This is a genomic window from Ruegeria sp. CF1 (assembly GCF_056537445.1).
Window position 1 is genome coordinate 15,549 of sequence record NZ_JBQFRN010000005.1, and the last position, 18,884, is coordinate 34,432.

Here is an 18,884-nt window from a genome sequence, read left to right on the forward strand (position 1 = left end):
TTTGTGGCGGCAACTTCCCCTCGATCTGACACAGGCGCGATGCTCAGTTCTAAGTTGAGGGTGGCCCTTCTGGGTCGGTATGATCGTCGTCGCAAAGGGTGAAGAATGACGGACGGTGCAAACCGCCCTTTCCAATTGGCGGAGGCCAAAGACCGGACGGTCCGGCCCTGGTCCGCGCATGTGCGGAGCAGGTGATCAGCCGGACTCAATTTGGCGGGGTGGATTTAGCTGAGATAACACGACAACCCACGTGACCTATCTCACGCACGGATGTCGGCGGGACCAGCACATGGGCGGAGGCCGCGCGATGCCGCTCCAAGAAAGAGGCCCACCGAAGCGGGCCACAAGTTGAACCGAAGGAAAATCTCGAGGTAATGATCTCAGGCTAACGCTTGCGCGCGCGATCGACAACACCGTCGGCTGTGATCGTGGCAATGCGATCCTCGGTGCGCCGGGTCATTTCCACCCCGTCACCTGTCATATGCGCCTCGGCAAACTCGGTGAACTTGAAGATGCTGCCATCGGCTTCAACATGGGTTTCGTCCTCTGCCGAGCGGCGTTTCACCGAGCCGTCATGGCGGATTTCGATGACCGTATTGTCGGCCATGCGAACCGTCACGGAATGCTCATCCACGGCCACGCCTTGCCACCACATCTCTGCGTCGCGGCGCACAACAATGCGGTTTGGATGCAGCTTGATCTGCACGTCCTGTGCAGCATCCGAACCAGCGGCTTTGACAACAACAATCGCCTCCTGCGCGCTGGGATCACCATGGATCGACGCGCTCCCGTTTTTTGGCGGCCAGAGCTTCGGCTGTTCGCGGGGCTTGCCCGTCTGATCCGTGTGAAACCCGACAAACATCTGTGCGGATTTCCAAACACGACGGGCGGCTTTTTCAACCGTAGAAGGGGCTGCATCGGTGGACATGATGGATGGCCTTTAAAGTGGGTTAATTCACGTGCATTTTCGGGGTGAGAGTCACACCCACAGCACTCAGCACCTTCAGCACCGTGCCAAATTCGGGATTGCCGTTTTCGCTAAGTGCGCGGTAGAGGCTTTCCCGAGAAAGGCCGGACTTGTCGGCTACGCTCGACATACCTTTGGCCCTGGCAACATCGCCAAGTGCTGATGCGATCAGCGCCGTGTCGCTGGTTTCAAAAGCCGCTTCAAGATAGGCTTGAATGGCTTCCGGGCTGTCCAGATAGTCAGCCGCTTCAAACTTCGTTGTTTTGACACCCATGTTTTTCACTCCAACTCTCTTGCCATCGCCTTGGCGGTTTTGATGTCGGCTTGCTGGGATGACTTGTCTCCCCCACAAAGCAAAACGATCAAAACGTCACCGCGCGACACATAATAAACCCGATACCCCTTCCCTTCGGAGATACGCAGTTCGCTCACACCTTCACCAACCGGCTTTACGTCACCGGGATTGCCCAGGCTCAACCGCGTGATGCGAACCAAGATTCTGGCTCTCGCCCTTTGGTCCTTCAAGCCCTTGAGCCACTTGTCGAACAGGTCCGTCTTACGAATTTCTATCATACCTATATGTAGCCTACAGGCTACAATCTTTCAAGTCAAAACAACTTATACCATTGAACTAAAATCAAAAAATCATTGCTGAAAAGCAGGGCGCATTGCGCCCTGCCCTGCCAGTTTCAGAAGCAGTCCGGCGCCCACGCATCAATCCGGGCCTTCTGCGCCTCGGTCACGCCCAGTGCAGCCTGATGCTCCGGGTCATTGAAAAGCTTGTGCATCGCCTCGTTCTTGGCACCCTTCTTGGATTTCGCGAAGGCTTTGAACATGTCGGTGTCACCGTGCAAATCCAGCAGGTCTTTGTAGAGATCATCCAGCTGCCAGCCCTTCAGGCGCTTGAAGCAATTCTCAGCCGACGGGGTCCAGATCGCGCGCATGTTCGCACCAATCTCAGCCTCGATTTCAGCCATGAATTCCGCGCGTTGGGTCAAGAACCGCCGGGCCAGAAAGGCTGTGATCTCCCCATTCCGGACCTTCTTGCCCAGATCGCGAAACGCTTTGAACGCCTCCACGCTGCCTTTTGCGGCCATCTCGTGGAACTGGTCATAGGCTGCCTCTGCCGCCGCATCCTGTTCCCCGCCAAGGCGGGGGTCGAGGATGAACTGGTCATCGATCTCCGGCGTGTTCCGTTCAGCGCCACCATAGCCAAACCCAAACAGGTTGCAGGTCAGACCGGAGGCCGGGGTGGCATAGAAGGCAAACAGGCTCAACAGATAGTCAGGCTTGTCCAGCAGGGCCGTCTGCACTGCTGCCAGTCGGATCGCCACCATGTCGCCGATGAATTTCTGCGAATAGGCTGGTTTTGGTGCCTCTTTGACCTCTGTCTCTTTGACTGGTTCCAGAACATCGGCCTCAATGGCGGCCTCAACATGTTCCGCCGCAACATAGGCCGAGGATGTTTTGATCTCGCCATTGTTGCCGACATAGACAAACACACCGGACAGCTTGCGCTGCGCGTCAGAATAGAACGGCGCGGCATAATCTTCGAGCGCGGCCAGCTCCTTGTCGCCAGCCGCGTCCAGAGCCTCCCCCTCATAGAGTTCGGCCAGTTCGTCATAGCGTTGGGCCTGTTCTTCGCTGAGCTCCCGGCTCACCATCTCTAAACGGTGCATGCCTTCGATGCCCGAGAACCCATAGGGAATGTAGCTGTCTTCATGGGTGTCCACCCAGTCCCAGCCTTTCACCTCGCGCAGCTTCGCCGCTTCCGCCGCCAGTTTCTCAGCAAACAGGCGATCCAGTAGTTGACCGTCATTGAACAGGGTCTCATCGGCAAAGAGATCAGCGGTGACCGTGCCGCCTGCGTCAACATAGGCCTCCTGCCCCACAAACACGGCCTTGCGGTTGGTGCTGCTGACAGCCTCCGACATCAGGGCTTGTTTGACATCATGCTCACTAAACCACCGGCACGCCTTGGCCTGTTCCAACACCTCCAGAATTTTCTCTTCCTCGGTGCTCACCGTCATGGCTTTGGCAAGTCCCATGCTGATCTCACCGGCTTTGAGCGCGTCCAGCACGGCAACGGGCAGATCAGCCAGTGCGAGGCGGCGGCGCACATGGGCTTCGGTCACGCCAAAGGCGTTGCTGATCTTGGCAACAGACAGGGATTTTGCTGCCATCTTGCCATAGGCGCGGACCTCGTCCACCGGGTCCAGTTCTTCGCGGGCGGTGTTTTCCGCATTGGCCCATTGTTCGGCCACAAACGGGTTATCGGTGACCTTCACGGGAACTTGTGCCAGCTCGGCGCGCTCGTTTACGGCGATGTTCAAAGCCCGCAACCGGCGACCACCGGCAACAATAGCAACCTTTCCGTCCGCATCACGCAACCCGCTCAGATTCTGGATCAGGCCACACATGACCAGACTGTCGGCCAAGAGGGCAATGCCGTCCTCGGCAACTTCCTGTCGCGGGTTCAGATCAGACAGGTAGAGACCGGACAGGGATACGGTTTCGATAGTTTCCGGTGCGGTGAATGTTTCAAGTTTGCTCATGGGGCAAATCCTTGTTTCAGAGTTTGAGATCGTGGTAAGGGTGCCCTACCGCCTTGGGGGTAGAGCGGAGCCGTTTAGATGGCTGCGTGTTGGTTCAAGAAGGCGAGGCCGATCTTGGCGGAGAGACCTCCCTTCTTGATCAGTTCCACGGCTTCCTGCCGGAGTTGGAACAATCGTTTCTGTGACATTTCATCACCTCCTTTCTGGTTTGTGATTGGGATCAATATTCGCTGGGGCACATGATGGTCAGAACACGGCGCGTGACTGCCGGATCAAACGGACGGTCGGAGCCGTATTTGTAGTCCGCGTCGTAAAGGTCGATTTTCCAGAACAGCTTCTGGCCGTTGATCGTCACCGTTCCGAATGTGTGATCGGCATAAGGGTCATTGCCCTCGTCGAACTGGTCATCCGACGCCACTGCAGCCAATGCCGCGGTCTGAAACTCCACCCCTTCGCCGGACACGTCCGGCGTGACGAACACCTGTCCCTGAATGCCCTTGGAGTGCATCTCGATCGCCGCAGTCGGATCGATCAGCGTTTTCCGAAACAGGTCATTCTGGGCTGCAATCTCTGCCGCCTGCAGGCTGGTGTCAGTCTCGATGTCTTTTTCCGTTTCAATGTCCAAAACCGTCTCTCCTTTGTGATGCGACCTTCGGGGCTGATCCCCTTTGGTGCTGGTTTTGAGCCGAGCCCTGAAAGGGCGTCGTCTCTAAAACCTGCCACGTGGCGAACGCGGAGAGGGGCGAGACAGGACAAATCGACAAGAGTGGTGCGGCCCGCAGGCGCAGCCGAGGACACGGTCTTGTCTATTTGTCTTGTCCGAGGGGGGAGGCCGCGCCTTCCCCCTGACGTCCGGCGGCGTTTGGCTTGCCCAAATCCCGCCTGACCCACAAAAGAAGCCAAAGGATCTTCGATCCAACGGGAGCGCAAAAGGGATCGTCACCCGGAGGGCAGATCACCACGGAATGGAGCGACCATGACTCAAAGCCCCTGCCCCGTCTCGCAAGAGACGGTTCAGGGGCTACTGCGTCAGGGAGATCATGCTGGGGTGTTTTGGGTGGAAGCCGATACGTCGGCTGAAACCTAGAGCCTGCTCACGAGCCGAAAGGCTCGGGATTTGCAACAGAAACAGACTGCAACCCGAAGTCACTCACCGACCGGAATATACCCTCGACGGCGCTTTTGCTTTTCGAGATTGTGGAGCGCTTCACTAGCCAAGGCTTCGTCATCATACGTCACCATCATGGCTTGCCCGTTTGTGCCAATACGTCCCCAGGTGCGAAACACGGACATTTCTCCAAACAGCGTCGGCTGCAATTCTATTCCATAGAACCGCGCCATGTTAACGTCCGGGTCAACATGGATCAGGTGGACAGGTGTGGTGTCTGTCAGTTCCATGATGCGATTGTCGGTCAATTCAGATCCTCTGTCCAATGACTTTGCGAGATCCATTCGTCAGAATGGATTCTAATCCTCAATGGGACCTACATCTAGTGAACGAACATTCGCACAGTTTTCTCCTTTGAAAGACTGTGCTCACGCAGAAAAGAACTTCCCGGAAGCACCGGCCTGCTCAAAGATTGAGGAATTGGACAAGCACTCAAAACGGTGGAACTGAGAATTCAAGTTTCCTGTTTTGCACAATGCTTGTCGCTCTACTTGGCCAGAATGAGTGAAGGTCAACCCAATTCTTCGCGACTCCGCCGTGCGGAAATATGACATGGGTTGTGTTGTTGGTTCGCATCCAAATGGTTGGCTGCATGACAGGTAGGGCACAATGCAACGGGCGTTTCGACACTTTCACGCGTCTCGTAGTCAAAACAATGTTCTTCGTTCTTCCCCGCAGATTTCGAGGGTTTCCCCAACGCGCGACAATTCTGACGCCGTTACGCCACAGTGATCGCAATATCCATCGGAAAGCACTGCCTCTAAACCCGGCAATTCAGCTTTTCCTTGGAAATTGCAGTCTCGACTTTTCATACTTGTACCATGCACCTTAACGCTATTCTTATGCATAAGTTCATGCAATTAATATTCAATTATCTGTGATGTCTCTTGTACGTTTAAGCGCTCAGCGCCGCGTGCACGTGATACCCGACCAAGCGCCAAACAGGTGGCTTTTGCAGAACGCACTGCGCGGATCAAGCGCAGCGCTGTTCCGGATGAGTGCTTTCGGGATCGCTCATTGATGTCCCGCTGGATCGACAGCAATAAACCTTGACGGACCCGGCCCTGATTGCGTCCGCTGCGGTCATGGACGTTGATGAAGACTAGGTGGATGATGCGGTTCTGGCATTGCTTTGGCTGACGCTGCATGACGGGCGGCGTGCCTGGAAGGGTTTTGACTGGGGCACGCTTGACCGTCTGCACCACAAAGGACTGATCCTGGACCCCAAAGGGAAGGTGAAGTCAGTTGTACTGAGCGAGGATGGGCTGCGCCGATCAGAAGCGTTCTTCACAGAGCTCTTTGTTCAGAAGACCAGACAATAGCTATTCCACTGCGGGGCCACCAAGGCAATCTACGCCAGTGTAGGTCTGACCTCTGGCTGATGGCAGTAATCTGCGCTAAGTCGCACATGTTTGGTCATTGATGAAGAAAGGCGCAGGTCGATGGGACATGATCTTGACAGGCTCATAAGGTTCATCACCCGCGACGATGTCTGGCACGAGCGGCTAGCGGATGTCCTGGAAGAGCATTTCATGCCAGCCCTCGAAACATTCGATCTCGACTTCGAGGAGCTGGGCGAAGTGCTTGGCGACGACTGGCCAATGGTTCTGTGGGGCGGCGTGCTGGAGGATCTGCTGGGCAGACGCTTCGGGCCTGACAAGAAAAACGCCGCAGATGCCTATCTCGAACAGCAAGGATCGAAGGAGAGCGCCCAGACCCGATCCTATATCGAGGGGTTGCGGGACGCGCCGGTCAGCCTTTACGAGGTCAGCAAGGTCGTTCCGGGCAAAACCATGGTGCTGACGGATCTGCTCTCAGACGCGGACCCGGTCACTGTGCGGGAACACAGTGCCACGCAAATGTTGCAACAATGGGACCGCATCGCTGTCCGGATCGTCCCGCAGGGTGATCACAACGTAATCTCGGGCGCGCTGCTTCCGTTCAACGCCGATGCCTTTTCGATGTTCGAAGATGGGCTTCGGTCCGTCCTGAAACTGAGCGCCGAAGATGACCTGCGCCTGACGCAGGACCAGTTACGGCGCTCGGCCCCACTGTTCGCCAATGCCTGGCTCTTCGCACATCTGCCAAACCTGTTGAATCCCGAACCGCCGCAGGTCAGCAATAGCGATGGCGACGATCTGGTTTTCCACGAACTGCGCTTCCCTTTCGCCACCGGGGTTACTCAAAACCGAGTTTCAGAGAGATTGTTACAGGCCGCTGACCTCGTGGCCTCAGATCAGAAAGAATGGACATGGCTGGCTTTGGACAACGCACGTGGCCCGCGACGCGCGACCGAGCAGGTTCTGGACAAGTCGATGTCTGGCACTGCTGTCCTCGGATCTCTGTCGCTAAAAGGCAGAGCGCTGACACTGTCTGTAGATTCCGTCGCACGTGCGAGACGCGGCGAAGCATATATCCTCGAGCTGCTTGGAGATCTGGTGAAGCCGCCGCTGACGGCGACCCAGACCGTTGAACAGATGATGGCAAAGGATAATCCCGAGACGGGACCCGCTGTGGACGAAGACAACCCTCCTGCGCTAGCCCAGCAGCTCGCACAGGAATATCTAGATCGGCATTACCGTGAGACGCTTGATCAGCCGATCCCGGCCCTGGATGACAAGACCCCCCGCCAGGCCGTTCGCGGTGCCAAGGGCAAGAAGGCGGTAATTGACTGGCTCAAGACAGTCGAAAACCGCAGTGCCCGGCAGACAGGCTCGCCCGTTGCAGACTATGATTTCAGCTGGATGTGGGACGAGCTCGGTCTGTCAGAGTACCGGAAATGATCCGGTTTGCGTTTGGGAAAACGGTTTTCCAGACGGCGGTCATTACGGCATGGTGCAAGCCGACCAAAGGTTTCTCAAGTGCCGGTCGATCGTAAAGACTCATGCCCGTCCTTGCCACGGAACCTTGCCGGAACGGCCCTATTGTTCGCCGGTGATTTCGACCTTGCCCACAACCCTGGCACCACTCTCGGTTTCCATCGTTCTGGCCACGACATCAGCCTGAACCCTTGAAGTCGATGCTAGCTTCAGATCGTCGCAACTCAAGCTGCCATTGTGCTTGCCTTCTATCGTGATCTTTTTGGCCGACAACGCGCCAGCGACGGATCCGCTCAATTGAACAGTGATCGAGTCAGCGCTGACATCCCCAATCACATTGCCCTTGACGTCAACACCTCCACCGTTTGACTTGACGTTGCCTTCGATTGTCAGGTCTTCTTCAACTATTGAGCTGGCCACATTGAGATCCTCTGCTTGAGTCAACGGCGACCCTAAGACGCAAGCCTGGATTTGACCACCTGTGTCGAAAGTGACTTGATCCCAGGGCGAAGATCCGCCTCTAGCGACGGATATTCTTGTCGGACTTCCGTTCTCGGCAGCAGAAGTCAACGCGGAGCGTATAAGGCAGATGCGCGCGGAAAGCTGAATTTACAATGTCCTGCGAGCGTCGTCAGAACGGCGCACAAATCTCAACAATTGTTTGAAATATTCGCGGTAATAGGATGAACGCGAGGAACCAACGGCTGTTGCTAGCCATTGTCTGATCAGGTCAGGTCTTCCACACGCGCGTCTGGCGCATTTCGTTTTACGGACTCAATTCCATTATCCCGAGCGGATGCACTGGTATAGCTCTCGCTGGTGCCGATCACCTGCCCGTTGCTGGCTTTGAGGTTAAACATATACCCGCCTGACTTCGTCTCCCTACGCTCGTACCGGTCGTCATTTGGCGCATTTGTCTTCACTGACTCGATACCGTTCTCGGCACTTGCTTTTTGTACATAACCTTCGCTGGCCAAGATAATCTCGCCATTTCCGGCTTTGATCCGAAACCGGAACTCTCTCGCTTTATCTTCAAAGATTTCAAATTTCGCAGCCATGTGATCTACCTCTTTATAGTTGAACCAAAATTCAACACGACGTTGCTATGTTCACCGGTTAGTCACAAGGCAAAAATATGAAAAACTATATCATCGAGTTGGTGAGTTGGCGTACTGAGTTCATCGTCTCAAACTAGTTGCTTTGAAAAGACCCGCAAACGGCGCTGCGTTTTCGTCAGTCCGATTTGGTCCAGACCTGTCAACTCCTTATAGAATGCAGATCACTTTTCCACATCTTCGCTACAAAACAGATCGTACAGGACCTCCACAATCGCCAACACTCTTTCGTCCGCAATCCTGTAGTAGATGCTTTTCCCGTCGCGCCTTGACGCAACCAAACCAGAGAGGCGCAGACGTGACAGCTGCTGGGAAGCTGCTGCCTGCCGCATAGAGAAGGTGGTTTCGATTTCGCTGACAGATTTCTCACCGCCAAGAAGCAGGCACAAGATCTGCAAACGACCGTCATGCGCCATGGCTTTTAAAAAATCGGTCGCCTCAAGGGCGTTTTTGCTGAGATCGGGTTTCAAGTGGCGCTCCCAAAAGAACGATAAATCTTGATATCACGATCTCTAAGCACTGTCTCGACACGGCGAAAAATTCGCCGATTACCGCCCAACCAGTGGATTGGCTCCGATAAAACGATGCCCGCTCCGGGAAACTCAGCAGGAACCTATATTTTGAAAACCTCACTGAACATGAGGCGCTCACCATCGGCCATTGCTGACATCCGACCTCCTCCATTGCTGCCGCGGTCGCTGCCCGCTTACCGGACATTCGCCGCAATCGCGAAATTAGACGGCAATCGAACTCACTGTCTGCGGAGCAAAGATGCCGCTCATTTGTCTTGATAATGTCATCCGCGATGTAGCGTGTTAGTTGTCAGCAATGAACCAACTAACCTCAGCCAAACGGAACGCCGTTTCCTATGCCCTTGCGGCCCTCGGAGTGCTTTTTGCATCCATCTGTTTTGGCCTTGTACCCTACTTTAGCCGTGGGCTCACCGATCAGGGTCTCGCTCCCTATGCTGTTGCTTTTTATCGGTACATCTTGGCAGCGGTTATCCTTTTGCCTGCACTTGTGATGCATCGCTCAAAGTGGCGGGAAATCGTCTGGGGTATGGTTGCAGGCGTAGTAATGGGTCTTGGCTGGGTCGGTTATGTTACTGCTCTTGAAACTGTTCCTGCATCGACGGTTGGCGTTCTCTACATGACCTATCCGGTGTTTACGATTTCCATAGCATGGGTGCTTTTTGGTGATAAACCAACGCGGCGCAGCCTCATTGCTGCTGGATTGATCGTTGTCGCTGCGATAATCGCAGGGTCTCCGGCATCTGTGCCTCCGGACCAAATTCCAACTCTTCTCGTTTCATTAGCGGCACCTTTCGGATTTGGCTTCGGTATATGTGTTCTCGTTCATCGCCTGTCACGTATTGCCCCTTTAGCGAGAATGGCATCAGTCTCGCTTGGGTCGGTCGTTGGCCTCGCCCCTCTCATTCTCTCGTCCGAGATCGGTGAAATCCTACCAAATGGTGGGGACGATTGGTTTCTAATTGTCGGGCTCGGCCTTGCGACCGCGCTTGTTCCACAGCTGATTTACACGATCTGTTCACCTATCATTGGGGCAGCGCGCACTGCTGTTGTCGGAAGCATTGAACTGCCCACGATGTTTGCTGTTGGCGTTCTTGCATTCGGTGAAGTAATCACGGGTGCTCAGGCATTTGCCTGCGCGCTGGTTTTGGGTGCGATAGCTCTCACGCAAAGTCGGTCAACTCGAACCGTGACAACCGTGATCAGCAAGGAGCCTGAGAGGTAGCGTTGGGGCTCTTCGCGGCCGTTAGATCGGTTACAGCATTTTCAAGACAACGGACCGAGTTGCCGCGGAAAGGATCGGCCCATCGCGGACATTGACCTATCCTCCACGTCGCTGCGGCGCGCCCGTCAGAGGAGACATTCGCCGCGAGTGCAAATCCTAACCCACCCGAACTCGTGGATTGCATGATTTTTGCCTGTCGTCGCATTGAGAACAGACACGCATTTGGCGACATCGATAAATAATGCGATGACCTCTGCTGATCCCATACCTCAATCTACAGATCGCATCCTTGTCGGCGTTGCACTGATGCTGGGATTTTGCCTAACCGCTCCTTTGCTGGATGTGTCTGCGAAACTCGCATCGGCCAGTGTGCCGGTTGGGCAGATTACGGCTGCCCGGTTTGTGGTGCAATGCGCGTTGATGGCACCGTTTATCTGGATAATGGGACTGTCATTGCGCGTGGCGAACGACCAGGTGATGGTGCTTGTTTTCCGCTCATTGCTGTTGGTGTTCGCAACGTTTTGCTTCATTGCCGCAATCCGGGTGATGCCCCTTGCCGATGCGCTGGCAATCGTGTTTGTGGCCCCGTTCATCGTCTTGTTGGTTGGCAAGTTTTATCTTGGCGAAGATGTCGGCCCGCGTCGCGTCGGCGCGGCGCTTGTGGGATTTGTCGGGGTGTTGTTCGTCATCCAACCCAGTTTCGCGGCTTTCGGCGCAGTTGCCATTATTCCGCTTGGCACGGCAGTTGCCTTCGCTTTCTACATTCTTGTGACACGTGGATTGTCGCGTCGGGTGCACCCCGTGACCCTGCAATTCCACACCGGCCTGATAGCCAGCCTGTTTTGCATTCCAGCCCTAATAATTGCGCAAGGTTCCGGCTCTGATCTGTTCGATCCCATTTGGCCGACAGACATCGCGTTGTTATGGCTTCTGGGAGCTGGCTTTTTCGCGACGGTGAGCCACATGATGATGACCTATGCGCTGTCTTTTGCGCCATCCGTCACGCTGGCACCGCTGCAGTATTTTGAGCTGCCGGTAGCGACCTTGTTCGGCTATCTTGTCTTCAATGACTTCCCGAACACGCTTAGCCTGCTTGGCATTGCCATCATTATCAGTGCGGGGCTGTATATGATACATCGAGAAAGGGTTACAGCCAGACGTTTGGTCACCGAGCGCGCCGTACCTCCAATCTAAGGCTACACACCCTCGGCCCACAGCCGACATTCGATATCTCTCAGAGTTCACCCATCGGCTTTCCGAGAACTGCCGTTCGTTCAAAGCGCCGCAATTTCAACAAGCGGATGGTCGTGAGGCGAACAAACCTGCCATCGTTGAGAAGCGCTGTTAAGCAAACTTGATTGCTTTCAGAGACCCGACTAACGTTTCTGTAACCATATTTTTCGCGATTTTTAGAACACGTAGATATAGATGACACCTGTTGTACAAACCGCCCACCGCATAGCTCAAGACCATTGCGCTGCTTGGACAAACCGGGCACCTGGCGATGTCGCCGGAAGATATGCTGAACATACAATCATGATAATGAACGGTGGCGACCCAATGGAGAGCCGGACGGAGATTGGCGACATGGCGGCGGGATTTATGGCTGACTTCCCTGACCTCGTTCTAAGCCTCGACGCGGTTCTCGTCGCCGATCACCATATGGTCTATGCGTGGACTTTCGAAGGCCATCATAAAGAGACTGGCAACCGTGTTCGTTTCTCGGGCTGGGAAGAATGGGACTTAGACGACAACCTGAACGTCACCAAATCGCTTGGTTGGTATGATGGTGTGGATTATGAACGCCAAGTTGCGGGAACATGATCATATCCGGCGCCAATTCGCGCCCTGTACGCACAGTCGTATACGGTATGTCAGACCCAATTTGACTGTAGTCGGTGCTCTTTACTGCCTACAGCAAGTGAGAGGGCGTCCATCGGAAAAGGCTTTTCTCATATTCGGTAATTGATTTCGAGAGCCACCGCATGAACAGTTTTGCCGCTGGTCGAACCGGGCCCGGCAACGTGACAAGGTAGTAGCCGATCTGCGGTATTGGATCGTCGAACAGCGCCACGAGTTGTCCCGACTTCAACTCGTCAGAAACAAAAGCCGGTACCGTCGCCCCGATACCATCACCGCGACGGATGCCATCCAGCAGCATATTGCCCGGCACGCGGACAACTCTCCGGTCGGCGTCGGTCGGAATTCCGACTTTTTCTAACCACAGGTCAAACTCGACTGACGCTTGTTCCTGAAGAAGCGTGAAATCAAGCAATTCTGCAGGAGTCGTGAGCACCCGGTTTCCGATTAGTTCGCGGGACGCAACAACCGTCAGACAGCCTGGCAGCAGCATCTGCGAGACAAGCCCTTGCCAGTGACCTGTTCCGTATCGGATGGCCATATCAATTCCGCCCGGCTTGAGGTCGACAGCCTGGATCGTTGAATCGATCCTCAATTCGATATTGGGGAATTCGTCAATAAACGTCGACAGACGCGGCATGAGGAACGCGCTTGAAAACATCGGAGTCGCGCTAACCACCAACGGTCGAACCGCCTCTGCACTCGACACGCTCTCGGTCACGGAGGCCATTTCAGCGAAGGCTTCAAGCAGGCCAGCTGACAGGAATTCGCCTTGCGACGTCAGAGAAATGCCATGTCGGGTACGAGTGATAAGCCGAGTGCCGAGCTGTTGTTCGAGCCCGCGGATTTGCTGGCTGACTGCGGAATGGGTCACGTTCAGTGCCTCTGCCGCCCGGGTCAGATTTCGCGACTCGGCAGCGGCGGCGAAGGCTCTGAGAGATGTCAAAGAGGGAAGCGTGCGCCAATCCATAAGTAAGATCATCTAACAATATAGAAGAATTTACAACTATGTGATCCCCCAATGCCGGCGCATGTTGGTGCAAGAATTTATTGGCGGATACAGGAGACCAACATCATGAAACTTGCTGTATTGGGACTGGGAAACATGGGGGCAGCACTGGCGCATTGCCTGCTCAAGGCGGGCCACGAAGTCAGCGTTTGGAACCGCACGTCGGAAAAGGCAGAGGTTTTTGCTGAGGCGGGCGCCACGATCTGCTCTTCGCCGAATGATGCCATCGCAGCTGCTGAATTTGTCATCATCTGTATCAAGAGCCACAAGGAAACTGTTGAACTGGTCAACGGGCTGAGTGTTTCGCTAATGGGTAAGACCATCTGCGACATGAGCACGGGCGATACCTCGGATGCTGATAGACTGGTCGCCATTCTAAAGAAACAGGGGGCTGGCTACATGCTGGGCATGATTAATGCCTACCCCTCCGGCATTGGTGGTGACGAAACCACAATCCTTGCGGTGGGCAGTGCCGCAACCTGGGACCGCTATGGCAGTATCATCAGAGAATTGGGTGGAAAGTCCGCCCAAGTTGGAGAGAAACCAACGGCACTTGCCGCGCTCTTTGCCGGCCTCTTCACGGTTCGACAGGGGTTCATGTTCGGAATGATCTACGGTGCACTTGTCTGCCAAAAAGCGGGCATCCCGATGCAGGTTTATGCCGACCAACTCCCTGCCACGATCAAACTGGTCAATGACTACCATGATCTCTTTGCCAGAACTGTTCCGTTTGAAGATTACGACAATGCCGAAGCCTCCCTGAAGGTTTACGCTATGGCGCAAGAGGATACGTTGAAGACCTATCTCTCACTTAATGCGCCCGCTGATTTCATCCAGTTGATGCATGACCGCACCAAAACGGCTTGGGACGATGGCCACGGCGACAGACAGCTGACCTCACTGGTCCAGCATATGGCGGATGCCTGACGCAAAAAGGCTCCGGTCCAAACCTGCCATTGGCTAAGGCTTGATGACGCTGCAGTGTGGCCCGCCGAAGGAGAATTTCGCTGCGGTTGAGAGATGCCCGGGAAAATGAGGACATGCTCACGGAATACACTCTGTCGCCGCACTAAGGTTCACAGGAGACCCGAGATAATGTAGGTATCTATGAAGACTTGACGTCAATAGGTGTGGATCAGAATGGCGCGACAGTTCCCGCTCGAAGGTGACAAAACCTTTTTGGTTTATGCCGGCACTGGCACCGACCTGATATTCAATCATGGCGTTGATTTACCCGGTTTCGCATCGTTTCCATTGCTGGAAGAACCTGGCACCAGGGCAATACTGGCCGGTCAAATGGAGGCACTTGTCGATCTCGCCCATGAAATGAGTGTCGGATGCATCCTTGATGCACCCACATGGATGGCGAACGCCGATCGGGCAGCGCCGTTGGGGTACGATACAGACCGGCTCGTTGAGGTGAACAAAGATGCGGTCAGTCTAATGGAGGAGGTGCGCCAGGCTGCCGCTCGCGATGATGTACTGGTGTCGGCCTGTATCGGCCCGCGCTATGACCCTTACGCCGACATCCCTCCGGTGACGGTCGAAGATGCACGCCAATACCACGCCGCTCAAATGCACAGCCTGAAAGACACAAGCGTCGACCTGGTCACCGCTTATACGTTCAACCGTCCAAGTGAGGCTGCGGGATGCATCCTCGCTGCCCGAGACGCAGATCTGCCGATCATCATGTCTCTAGTTGTCGAAACGGACGGGTGTCTGGCGGACGGGACCAAACTTGTGGACGGAATTGATCAGATCGACGATGCAACCGACTCGGCGGCGCTGTTTTTTATGGTCAACTGCGCTCATCCGACCCATTTCGCCGGAGCGCTTGGCAACCACCCCCGACTTAAAGGCATGGTGGCAAACGCTTCGAGTTGCTCGCATGCGGAACTTGACGAAGCAGATGAGCTGGACGAAGGCGATCCAGCTGAACTTGGTAAACAGATTGCCTCGATTGCGAGGCAGAATCCGTCGATCCAAGTATTTGGAGGGTGCTGCGGCACCGACATGCGCCACCTGAAATCGATGGCCAGCGAATTGGCGTAGCCAACTTAGTTCAATCTGAGCGATAGCGCTGATATCTAAGGTGATACCGTGATTTCTTTCCGCCACTTGTTATAAGCGGCCCAAACCGGACTCTCATCTTGTCAGGTGGTGCCGCAATGCAGCTTCACCAAAGCTGCCATTCGCTGCGCGTGCGAAACTGAAAGCCGGACGGAGTTTCGCCATGCGGGACAAATTTGCCGTTAGCTCAGTGGTTGCTGAGGACCGCTCGCGGCCCAAACCGGACATTCAAGAGTAGACTTTGCTGATCCCAAAAAACCAGCATAGTCGGCAATCAGGAATGCAATAAATTTCACTGCGTCAATTGACCGGGTGATGAAGTCTAGTTTTCCTTCACTAGAATCTGTAATTCTCGTTTGATAAGATGCGGGACGAAAATAAAGTCACCCAAGTTTACGTATTCTTCGGACAATAGATCGAAAATTTCTCTTGAAAGAATTACAGGCAAATAGTCTGAACTTCCTGTGGCCACAATCTGATGTTCTGTTTCGAGATCTGAAATATCGTAGCCAACCGTCAAATAACCATCGCGCTTGGGCTCATAGCCAAGACGCGACAATCTGTGGTAGAATGCAGAGCCATACTTTTCCACCCCTTCTGTCGATGCTCGAAATAGTATGTGGCGTCCGTCTGCAATATCGACAATCCTTCGCAGAGTGACATCCGTGGGGTCGACTAGAGAAATATTCTCATACTTCTCAGCAATTGTTTGCAACGTTACGGTGTCATGTTCCGAACTGAAAATCCCGTCCCCTGAAGTGGTTGCGAATTGGCTTGTTTGTTCTCGATCTCCGACGATCAGTATTCGTTTCTTCTTCCAACCTTTTGATTTCTCAAACTCTCTAATTCGCCGAACCGCTATTTCTATGCGATGTGGTGGCACGTCGTACTCTTTTGGGCCAGGCAAAAACAGGTGCGTATCAACGACGGGGAACAATAAGTACTCACCTGCCTCGTGAGAATTGAACTGTTCCAACACACGCTCTAAGCCACCATCGCCGTCGCCCGGAGTTAAGGTTCCCCAAAGAGGGGAAAAATCAGGTCTTTTCGAAGAAATCGTAGGGCCAACAAACGGATCGTCTAACACAAGACTTTTGGCAATTCGGTCGCCCTCCCCAACAAACAGAAGAGAGAAACCAGCGTGAAAACTGAACCGTCCTGTACCCTCTTCGATCTGGGTTTTGAGCTTCTTCTGGGCATCCTCGACTTGGTCCTTCCAGTTATTCCTGTGAATTTTCCGCCAAAGCAATCGAATCCCCGCCACCCCAAATGCGTAGATTATTATGTTTGGCAAATGATACATAAGGTGCTGTTTTTTCACCGGTTTACCAACGAGGCCCCATAGATAATCCAGAGCTTTCGCCAGTCGTTCCGGCAGCAAGAAAAAATCAGGAAGGATTTCTATCAATTTCTCGCCGACTTCAGGAAAGATCACCAGAACTGAGGCGAAAAACAAAGATATCCAACCGGCAACTTTTAACATGAACCTCCCAAAAGAAGTATTTTCCGGGAATTTATGCTCCAGAAAAACAGGGACGCTTTCCGCAGCCACGCGTTCACCCCTCTGTATCTGCTGCGTCAGTTTTATCAGGTCAGTTTTTGAGAGCGCTTCCGGCATAGCTACCATGCTATTGAGAAATTACGGGCAGTTGTGAGTTCAAATTTAGCTTCGTCAGACTGCAATCAACTTTAGTAATCATTCTTTTAAAAACAAACTGCGAAGTCATTTCTTCTTTGTTGTATGCTTTTTCGAACGAGCCCCACGCAATTATTCAGCTTCACCACTTGAACGACTTTGCCGAGTAAGAAGATGCCGCGCCCCTCTTTGTCCTTTGGATACTCGGTGACGAAGGCGACCATATAGAGGTCGCCTTCGCACCTGGGCTAAGCAATCGGCAGGTGAATTATTGGTTTGAACCCGCCATAACCATGTCCATGACATTCTCAAGGTTGAAGCTGCCCGGCGCTTGGCGTGGTGGGTATTCTTCAAAGCTCTGAAGCCATTGTGCGACGTAAGCTGAGGCAGGCGCGATTACATACATACGCTCGGCCGCCCAGCGTACATAACCCATCGCGTTTTCTTCCTTGGCTCGTTCAAAGGGATCCATGCGCAGGTTCGTTAGTGCGGGGAAACGTAAAACCTTGAAAGGTTCAGACCAGACATCGAAGCCGTGGGCTTCCTGCTCAAGGAAATTGATTTTCCAATCTCCGCGCCGCAGTGCCGCCACGGAGCCATCATCTGTCCAGTAGATGAACTCGTTGCGCGGCCAGTCCGCCTCACCCCGCAACGCGGGGCCCAGATCATACCCGTCCAAGTGTACCTTGTATTCTTTGTTGCCGATAGTTACCCCGCTCAGCAACTGCTGCTTGATCTCAGTTTGTCCCACGGCTCCTGCTAGTGTGGTGAACATGTCGTTATGCGCGCCGATCTCGTTGATGATCGTGCCCGGTTCAGTCACGCCCGGCCAGCGGATCATTGTCGGCACACGGAAACCGCCCTCCCACTGGGTGTTTTTCTCACCTCTAAACATGGTGGTGCCGCCATCGGGCCAAGTGAAGGTCTCTGCCCCGTTGTCAGTTGAGTACATCACGATGGTATTTTCTGCGATGCCAAGCTCGTCGAGTTTGTCCAGCAACTGCCCGACATGGCCGTCATGTTCAACCATGCCATCGGCATAGATGCCCTGCCCCGTAACGCCTTCGCTTTCCTCCTTGAGGTGCGTGAAGACATGCATACGGGTGGAATTCCACCAGATGAAGAAAGGCTTTTGTTGCTCAACGGCAGAATCCATAAAGTCCAATGCTGCAACAAGCGTTTCTTCATCGACGGTTTCCATGCGCTTACGCGTCAGAGGGCCGGTGTCCTCGATTTGCCCATCTGCTGACGAGCGGATTACCCCACGAGGGCCGAAGACATCCGTAAAGCTTTGGCCATCTGCCAAAACCAGGTCGCGGGGATAGTCGACATTCTCGGGCTCTTCTTCCGCATTCAGGTGATAAAGGTTGCCGAAGAACAGGTCAAAGCCGTGATTGGTGGGCAAGTGCTCGTCCCGATCACCCAAGTGGTTCTTGCCAAACTGACCCGTTGCATAGCCTTGCGCGCTTAGAACCGTCGCAATGGTGGGGTCGCGTTTGTCCATACCCTCTGGAGCGCCTGGAAGGCCTACTTTTGTCAGCCCGGACCGGATCGGAGATTGACCCGTTATGAAAGCAGCGCGACCTGCAGTGCAGCTTTGCTCGCCATACCAATCCGTGAACATTGCGCCTTCATCCGCAAGTCGGTCTATGTTTGGGGTGCGGTATCCCATGATGCCATTGTTGTATGCGGAGATGTTGAATTGGCCGATGTCATCGCCCCAGATGACAAGAATATTAGGTTGTTCCTGGGCCAGCGCAGGCAGCGCCGCAGCGATCATCGAGATTCCTGAAACCGCCGCTACGCACAGCAGTTTCGCGTTCTTATTCGGTTTCATATCTGCTTCCCTAATAAACAAACTGTGCTAGCATGTTAGCCATTCTCTGGTGGTTCTGCTTACCATTTCCGGCCACGTCCGTTTGTCAGGCCG

19 protein-coding genes are annotated in these 18,884 nt (G+C 54.2%); 7 read left to right on the forward strand and 12 right to left on the reverse strand.

Annotation, left to right across the window (positions count from 1 at the left end; all coding sequences use genetic code 11):
• Positions 1 to 385: 385 nt before the first annotated feature.
• The 6 genes from ACRZ96_RS10655 to ACRZ96_RS10680 all read right to left on the reverse strand — a co-directional run bounded on the left by ACRZ96_RS10655 (position 386) and on the right by ACRZ96_RS10680 (position 4,920).
• Positions 386 to 928, reverse strand: a complete 543-nt coding sequence (locus ACRZ96_RS10655) for a hypothetical protein (RefSeq protein WP_480814489.1) — start codon at positions 926 to 928, stop codon at positions 386 to 388.
• Positions 929 to 950: 22 nt separating this feature from the next.
• Positions 951 to 1,241, reverse strand: coding sequence for an addiction module antidote protein (locus tag ACRZ96_RS10660; RefSeq protein ID WP_480814490.1), 291 nt, complete (start codon positions 1,239 to 1,241; stop codon positions 951 to 953).
• Between the two features lie 5 nt (positions 1,242 to 1,246).
• Positions 1,247 to 1,540: a type II toxin-antitoxin system RelE/ParE family toxin gene (locus ACRZ96_RS10665; RefSeq protein ID WP_170417791.1), complete on the reverse strand. Its 294-nt coding sequence runs from the start codon at positions 1,538 to 1,540 to the stop codon at positions 1,247 to 1,249.
• Between the two features lie 116 nt (positions 1,541 to 1,656).
• On the reverse strand, positions 1,657 to 3,522 hold the full coding sequence (locus ACRZ96_RS10670) for a ParB/RepB/Spo0J family partition protein (protein ID WP_480814491.1): 1,866 nt from the start codon (positions 3,520 to 3,522) through the stop codon (positions 1,657 to 1,659).
• A gap of 220 nt (positions 3,523 to 3,742) precedes the next feature.
• Positions 3,743 to 4,147 carry a DUF3768 domain-containing protein gene (locus ACRZ96_RS10675; RefSeq protein WP_480814492.1) on the reverse strand — a complete coding sequence of 135 codons (405 nt, stop codon included), beginning with the start codon at positions 4,145 to 4,147 and terminating at the stop codon, positions 3,743 to 3,745.
• Between the two features lie 521 nt (positions 4,148 to 4,668).
• Positions 4,669 to 4,920, reverse strand: coding sequence for a WGR domain-containing protein (locus ACRZ96_RS10680; RefSeq protein ID WP_480814493.1), 252 nt, complete (start codon positions 4,918 to 4,920; stop codon positions 4,669 to 4,671).
• A gap of 876 nt (positions 4,921 to 5,796) precedes the next feature.
• On the opposite strand from ACRZ96_RS10680, the gene ACRZ96_RS10685 reads away from it, so the two are divergent.
• Positions 5,797 to 6,012 (forward strand): DUF6429 family protein, encoded by a 216-nt coding sequence (locus ACRZ96_RS10685; protein ID WP_480814494.1) that lies wholly within the window; start codon positions 5,797 to 5,799, stop codon positions 6,010 to 6,012.
• Positions 6,013 to 6,132: 120 nt separating this feature from the next.
• Positions 6,133 to 7,473 (forward strand): DUF7986 domain-containing protein, encoded by a 1,341-nt coding sequence (locus ACRZ96_RS10690; RefSeq protein WP_480814495.1) that lies wholly within the window; start codon positions 6,133 to 6,135, stop codon positions 7,471 to 7,473.
• 138 nt (positions 7,474 to 7,611) lie between these two features.
• On the opposite strand, the gene ACRZ96_RS10695 is transcribed toward ACRZ96_RS10690, so the two are convergent.
• The 3 genes from ACRZ96_RS10695 to ACRZ96_RS10705 form a co-directional block, all read right to left on the reverse strand.
• Entirely contained in the window at positions 7,612 to 7,929 is a 318-nt protein-coding gene (locus ACRZ96_RS10695) for a bactofilin family protein (RefSeq protein WP_480814496.1), read from the reverse strand.
• Positions 7,930 to 8,234: 305 nt separating this feature from the next.
• Positions 8,235 to 8,567 (reverse strand): YegP family protein, encoded by a 333-nt coding sequence (locus tag ACRZ96_RS10700; RefSeq protein WP_480814497.1) that lies wholly within the window; start codon positions 8,565 to 8,567, stop codon positions 8,235 to 8,237.
• A gap of 221 nt (positions 8,568 to 8,788) precedes the next feature.
• Positions 8,789 to 9,094, reverse strand: a complete 306-nt coding sequence (locus tag ACRZ96_RS10705; RefSeq protein WP_480814498.1) for an ArsR/SmtB family transcription factor — start codon at positions 9,092 to 9,094, stop codon at positions 8,789 to 8,791.
• A gap of 358 nt (positions 9,095 to 9,452) precedes the next feature.
• Between ACRZ96_RS10705 and ACRZ96_RS10710 the strand changes: the two genes are divergently transcribed.
• The 3 genes from ACRZ96_RS10710 to ACRZ96_RS10720 all read left to right on the forward strand — a co-directional run bounded on the left by ACRZ96_RS10710 (position 9,453) and on the right by ACRZ96_RS10720 (position 12,203).
• Complete coding sequence (locus ACRZ96_RS10710) at positions 9,453 to 10,379, forward strand: DMT family transporter (RefSeq protein ID WP_480814499.1); 927 nt, start codon at positions 9,453 to 9,455, stop codon at positions 10,377 to 10,379.
• Positions 10,380 to 10,625: 246 nt separating this feature from the next.
• The gene (locus ACRZ96_RS10715; RefSeq protein WP_480814500.1) at positions 10,626 to 11,573 is read left to right on the forward strand and encodes a DMT family transporter; all 948 of its coding nucleotides are present in this window, start codon (positions 10,626 to 10,628) and stop codon (positions 11,571 to 11,573) included.
• Between the two features lie 234 nt (positions 11,574 to 11,807).
• On the forward strand, positions 11,808 to 12,203 hold the full coding sequence (locus tag ACRZ96_RS10720; RefSeq protein WP_480814501.1) for a nuclear transport factor 2 family protein: 396 nt from the start codon (positions 11,808 to 11,810) through the stop codon (positions 12,201 to 12,203).
• Positions 12,204 to 12,291: 88 nt separating this feature from the next.
• Here the strand turns inward: ACRZ96_RS10720 and ACRZ96_RS10725 are convergent, their stop codons facing one another.
• Positions 12,292 to 13,185 carry a LysR family transcriptional regulator gene (locus tag ACRZ96_RS10725; RefSeq protein WP_480814502.1) on the reverse strand — a complete coding sequence of 298 codons (894 nt, stop codon included), beginning with the start codon at positions 13,183 to 13,185 and terminating at the stop codon, positions 12,292 to 12,294.
• A 75-nt stretch (positions 13,186 to 13,260) separates the two neighbouring features.
• Here ACRZ96_RS10725 and ACRZ96_RS10730 point away from each other — a divergent pair, with 75 nt between their 5' ends.
• Together ACRZ96_RS10730 and ACRZ96_RS10735 are read left to right on the forward strand one after the other, a co-directional pair.
• Positions 13,261 to 14,175 carry an NAD(P)-dependent oxidoreductase gene (locus ACRZ96_RS10730; protein WP_480814503.1) on the forward strand — a complete coding sequence of 305 codons (915 nt, stop codon included), beginning with the start codon at positions 13,261 to 13,263 and terminating at the stop codon, positions 14,173 to 14,175.
• A gap of 213 nt (positions 14,176 to 14,388) precedes the next feature.
• Positions 14,389 to 15,300: a homocysteine S-methyltransferase family protein gene (locus tag ACRZ96_RS10735; RefSeq protein ID WP_480544860.1), complete on the forward strand. Its 912-nt coding sequence runs from the start codon at positions 14,389 to 14,391 to the stop codon at positions 15,298 to 15,300.
• A 340-nt stretch (positions 15,301 to 15,640) separates the two neighbouring features.
• Here the strand turns inward: ACRZ96_RS10735 and ACRZ96_RS10740 are convergent, their stop codons facing one another.
• Complete coding sequence (locus ACRZ96_RS10740) at positions 15,641 to 16,945, reverse strand: hypothetical protein (RefSeq protein WP_480814504.1); 1,305 nt, start codon at positions 16,943 to 16,945, stop codon at positions 15,641 to 15,643.
• A gap of 277 nt (positions 16,946 to 17,222) precedes the next feature.
• Positions 17,223 to 18,791 (reverse strand): arylsulfatase, encoded by a 1,569-nt coding sequence (locus ACRZ96_RS10745; protein ID WP_475229596.1) that lies wholly within the window; start codon positions 18,789 to 18,791, stop codon positions 17,223 to 17,225.
• Positions 18,792 to 18,884: the final 93 nt, after the last annotated feature.

Coding starts and splice junctions, on each gene's coding strand:
- ACRZ96_RS10735 (WP_480544860.1), top strand. CDS start 14,389: ATGGCGCGACAGTTCCCGCTCGAAGGTGACAAAACCTTTTTGGTTTAT.
- ACRZ96_RS10745 (WP_475229596.1), bottom strand. CDS start 18,791: ATGAAACCGAATAAGAACGCGAAACTGCTGTGCGTAGCGGCGGTTTCA.
- ACRZ96_RS10680 (WP_480814493.1), bottom strand. CDS start 4,920: ATGGAACTGACAGACACCACACCTGTCCACCTGATCCATGTTGACCCG.
- ACRZ96_RS10655 (WP_480814489.1), bottom strand. CDS start 928: ATGTCCACCGATGCAGCCCCTTCTACGGTTGAAAAAGCCGCCCGTCGT.
- ACRZ96_RS10665 (WP_170417791.1), bottom strand. CDS start 1,540: ATGATAGAAATTCGTAAGACGGACCTGTTCGACAAGTGGCTCAAGGGC.
- ACRZ96_RS10740 (WP_480814504.1), bottom strand. CDS start 16,945: ATGGTAGCTATGCCGGAAGCGCTCTCAAAAACTGACCTGATAAAACTG.
- ACRZ96_RS10710 (WP_480814499.1), top strand. CDS start 9,453: ATGAACCAACTAACCTCAGCCAAACGGAACGCCGTTTCCTATGCCCTT.
- ACRZ96_RS10690 (WP_480814495.1), top strand. CDS start 6,133: ATGGGACATGATCTTGACAGGCTCATAAGGTTCATCACCCGCGACGAT.
- ACRZ96_RS10715 (WP_480814500.1), top strand. CDS start 10,626: ATGACCTCTGCTGATCCCATACCTCAATCTACAGATCGCATCCTTGTC.
- ACRZ96_RS10700 (WP_480814497.1), bottom strand. CDS start 8,567: ATGGCTGCGAAATTTGAAATCTTTGAAGATAAAGCGAGAGAGTTCCGG.
- ACRZ96_RS10720 (WP_480814501.1), top strand. CDS start 11,808: ATGACACCTGTTGTACAAACCGCCCACCGCATAGCTCAAGACCATTGC.
- ACRZ96_RS10670 (WP_480814491.1), bottom strand. CDS start 3,522: ATGAGCAAACTTGAAACATTCACCGCACCGGAAACTATCGAAACCGTA.
- ACRZ96_RS10730 (WP_480814503.1), top strand. CDS start 13,261: ATGCCGGCGCATGTTGGTGCAAGAATTTATTGGCGGATACAGGAGACC.
- ACRZ96_RS10660 (WP_480814490.1), bottom strand. CDS start 1,241: ATGGGTGTCAAAACAACGAAGTTTGAAGCGGCTGACTATCTGGACAGC.